Below are 3019 nucleotides of genomic sequence, written 5' to 3'. Positions count from 1 at the left end.
CGCCTGCTGCGGGGCGCGGGCCGCCGGGGCGTTAGCCCTCGGTGCGGCTTCCGCCCGGACGCGGCATGCCCTGGGAAGGAGCGAACGGGTTGTTGCCCGGACGCGAGGGACGTTCGTTATCGCCGCCGCGGCCTCGGGGCATGCCCTGGGACGTGGCGAAGGGGTTGTTGCCGGGACGGGGACCGCCCGGACGGGGTGCGGAACCGCCCTGGCGTGCCGGAGCAGCCGGGGTTTCAGCCTTGGGGGCCGGACGCGCACCGGGCTTGACGCCCGTCGAGGGAACAGCCGGGGCCTGGGCGGCCGGGGCTGCCGGAGCCTGGGCGGCGGGGGCAGCCGGAGCGGCGGGCGCGGCGGCAGGTGCCGCAGCGGCCGGAGCCGGAGCTTCAGCCTTGGGTTCTGCAGCCTTGGGCGCAGCGGGGCCGGGCGCAGGCGCCGGGCGGGTCGCTGCCGGGGCGGCAGTTGCCTGGGGGGTGGACGCCGGAGCTTCGGACTTCGAGGCTGCGGGGGCGTCGGGGTAAGCGTTGCGCAGTTTCCGCACAACGGGAGCCTCGATAGTTGACGAGGCGGAGCGAACGAATTCGCCCAGTTCCTGCAGTTTGGTTACTGCATCTTTGGAAGTAATACCGAGCTCTTTAGCAAGCTCATGTACGCGGACCTTGGCCACATTTCTCCTGTCTCGGTCCGCACCGAGCCAGGCACGAACCGTCTACTTCTTACTGCGGGCCTCCGCCGCGAATGCAGCTGAAAGGCCCATTGCAGAGCGCAACAAAGTTGTCATCGTTGCGCACTCATCGCTGGGAACTCATCGGGTTTCCATCAGTTTTCTGACCCGCTTTCAGGTTGGACGGTTGTTGCTGCGGCCACCGTAGTGCCCACGGCTTGCGCGCCGGCAGTGATCCGGCGTTCGACGTCGGCGGTACCGGCTGCGCCATTGAGGGCGCGGCCGAATGCTCGACGTTTCACCGCCAGTGCCAGGCACTTCTCGCTGGGGTGCAGCCATGCTCCCCGGCCAGCCATCCGGCGTCGTTCATCCACCACGACGGCGGACGAACCGCCGGCGCCGGCGACGAGCCGGAGTAACTCCGACCGCGATCCCTTTTGTCGGCATCCGATGCAGGTGCGCTGCGGCTGATTCCCKAGGTGTTGCACATGTGCCACGTTCKAGTATCTTCCTGCCAGTACATCTGTTTGGTGAAAATCTGAGTCCTAAGGGAATCCGGAAAAACCCGGACGCGCCAAAGACACACGGATACCGGCCGTTAGGCGCGGTCATGTCTATTCTAGCCCCTCCGGCGCCCGGGTMCGGAACCCGGGCGTGCCGGCAGTGACGAAACCACGGGTAATCCCGTGAGGCCACACACGAACAGCGGGCCGCGACGGCGGCCCGCTGTCCATCTTCGTGTGCGTGGGCGCGCGTGCGCCTGAACGCTATTTGCTGCTGTTGACGGCGGCGTCAGAGACGATGTCGATCCGCCAGCCGGTGAGCTTGGCGGCAAGACGGGCATTCTGGCCCTCTTTGCCAATGGCCAGGGAGAGCTGGTAGTCGGGAACGACCACCCGCGCGGAACGGGTCGCCTCATCGGTGATGGTGACCGAATTCACGCGCGACGGCGAGAGGGCACTGGCGATAAAGGTCGCCGGGTCGTCGCTGTAGTCCACGATGTCGATCTTTTCATCGTTGAGCTCGGTCATGACGGCCCGGACACGAGACCCCATTTCGCCGATGCAGGCACCCTTGGCGTTCACGCCGGGAATGTTTGCCTTGACCGCGATCTTGGTGCGGTGGCCGGCTTCGCGGGCAAGCGCCACGATCTCGACGGAACGGTCCGCGATCTCGGGAACTTCGAGTTCGAAGAGCTTCCGGACAAGCCCGGGGTGCGAGCGGGACAGCGTGATGGACGGGCCCTTGGTGCCGCGGTGGACGTCGATCACGAAGGCACGCAGCCKGTTGCCGTGGATGTACTTCTCGCCGGGAACCTGCTCGGGCGGAGGCAGCAGCGCCTCTACCGTGCCCAGGTTCACCTGAATCATATGCGGGTTGTTGCCCTGCTGGATGGTGCCGGCTACAAGCTCACCTTCACGGCCCTTGAACTGGCCCAGTACGTTGTCGTCCTCAGCATCCCGGAGGCGCTGCAGGATGATCTGGCGTGCCGTGCTGGCCGCGATGCGGCCGAAACCCGCCGGGGTGTCCTCGAATTCGCCGATCGGGGCGCCGTCGTCGTCGATCTCCGTGGCCCAGATGGTCACGTGGCCGCTCTTGYGGTCGAGCTCGGCACGGGCTTTCTCGAAAGCGCCGGGGGTCTTGTGGTAGGCCACCAGCAGTGCCTGCTCGATCGTCGGAATCAGKAGATCCAGCGGGATTTCACGCTCACGCTCCAGGAGTCTCAGCGCGCTCATGTCAATATCCATTAGGCCTCCTCAGAAGGTCCATTGTGTTCTTTTTCCAGACCGGCCTCTTCGAGGTGRCTGAACTCTATCTCGACTTTTCCGCTGCGGATCCTGTCGAAAGGAAGCTTGACGGGCTCGCCCTGCTTGGGTTTCATGCCCTTCTTGACGGCAATCTCGGGGACGAGGGTGACGCCTTCATCATCCACGGACTGGATCCGGCCGGTGACGTTGTCGCCCTGGATCACATTGACGTTGACCATTCGTCCGCGGGCGCGGTACCAGTGGCGCTCTTCGGTCAGGGGACGTCCGACGCCGGGCGACGAAACTTCCAGCTCGTAGGGACGCGCGTCCATGCTGGGGTCGTTGTCCAGGGTGTCCGAAAGGGTCTTGGAGATCTCGGCGATGACGTCGAGACCGACGCCGCCGGTCTCCTCCTGCGGCAGGTCTACCACCACGTGAACCACCCGGTTGGCACCGGCGACATGGATGGAGACGTCCTCCAGATACAATCTGTTCGCCAGCACTGCGGGTTCCAGGAGTGCATGCAGGCGCTCGGCCTCCACATTGTGAACGGGTGCGGCTTCAGCCTTCCCCGTTCCGGTCCGGTCTGTTGAAGTCGTGGCTTCTGCGT

General features: G+C 65.5%; 3 protein-coding genes and 1 pseudogene. All 4 read right to left on the bottom strand.

Going from position 1 to position 3019, the window contains the following annotated elements:
* Positions 1 to 34: 34 nt before the first annotated feature.
* A pseudogene (locus tag AC1DBQ_RS22695) lies at positions 35 to 664 on the bottom strand (translation initiation factor IF-2 N-terminal domain-containing protein); the annotation flags it as partial.
* Between the two features lie 152 nt (positions 665 to 816).
* Entirely contained in the window at positions 817 to 1149 is a 333-nt protein-coding gene (locus tag AC1DBQ_RS22690; RefSeq protein WP_476930655.1) for a YlxR family protein, read from the bottom strand.
* Positions 1150 to 1428: 279 nt separating this feature from the next.
* On the bottom strand, positions 1429 to 2409 hold the full coding sequence (nusA, locus tag AC1DBQ_RS22685; RefSeq protein ID WP_476930654.1) for a transcription termination factor NusA: 981 nt from the start codon (positions 2407 to 2409) through the stop codon (positions 1429 to 1431).
* A partial coding sequence (locus tag AC1DBQ_RS22680) for a ribosome maturation factor RimP (RefSeq protein ID WP_476930653.1) occupies positions 2409 to 3019 on the bottom strand: 611 nt, incomplete at its 5' end. The genes nusA and AC1DBQ_RS22680, both read right to left, overlap by 1 nt.

The organism is Arthrobacter sp. 10T413_2 (genome assembly GCF_056394205.1).
The sequence above is the reverse complement of the archived record's forward strand: the minus strand, read 5'-3'. Positions and strand labels throughout refer to the sequence as shown.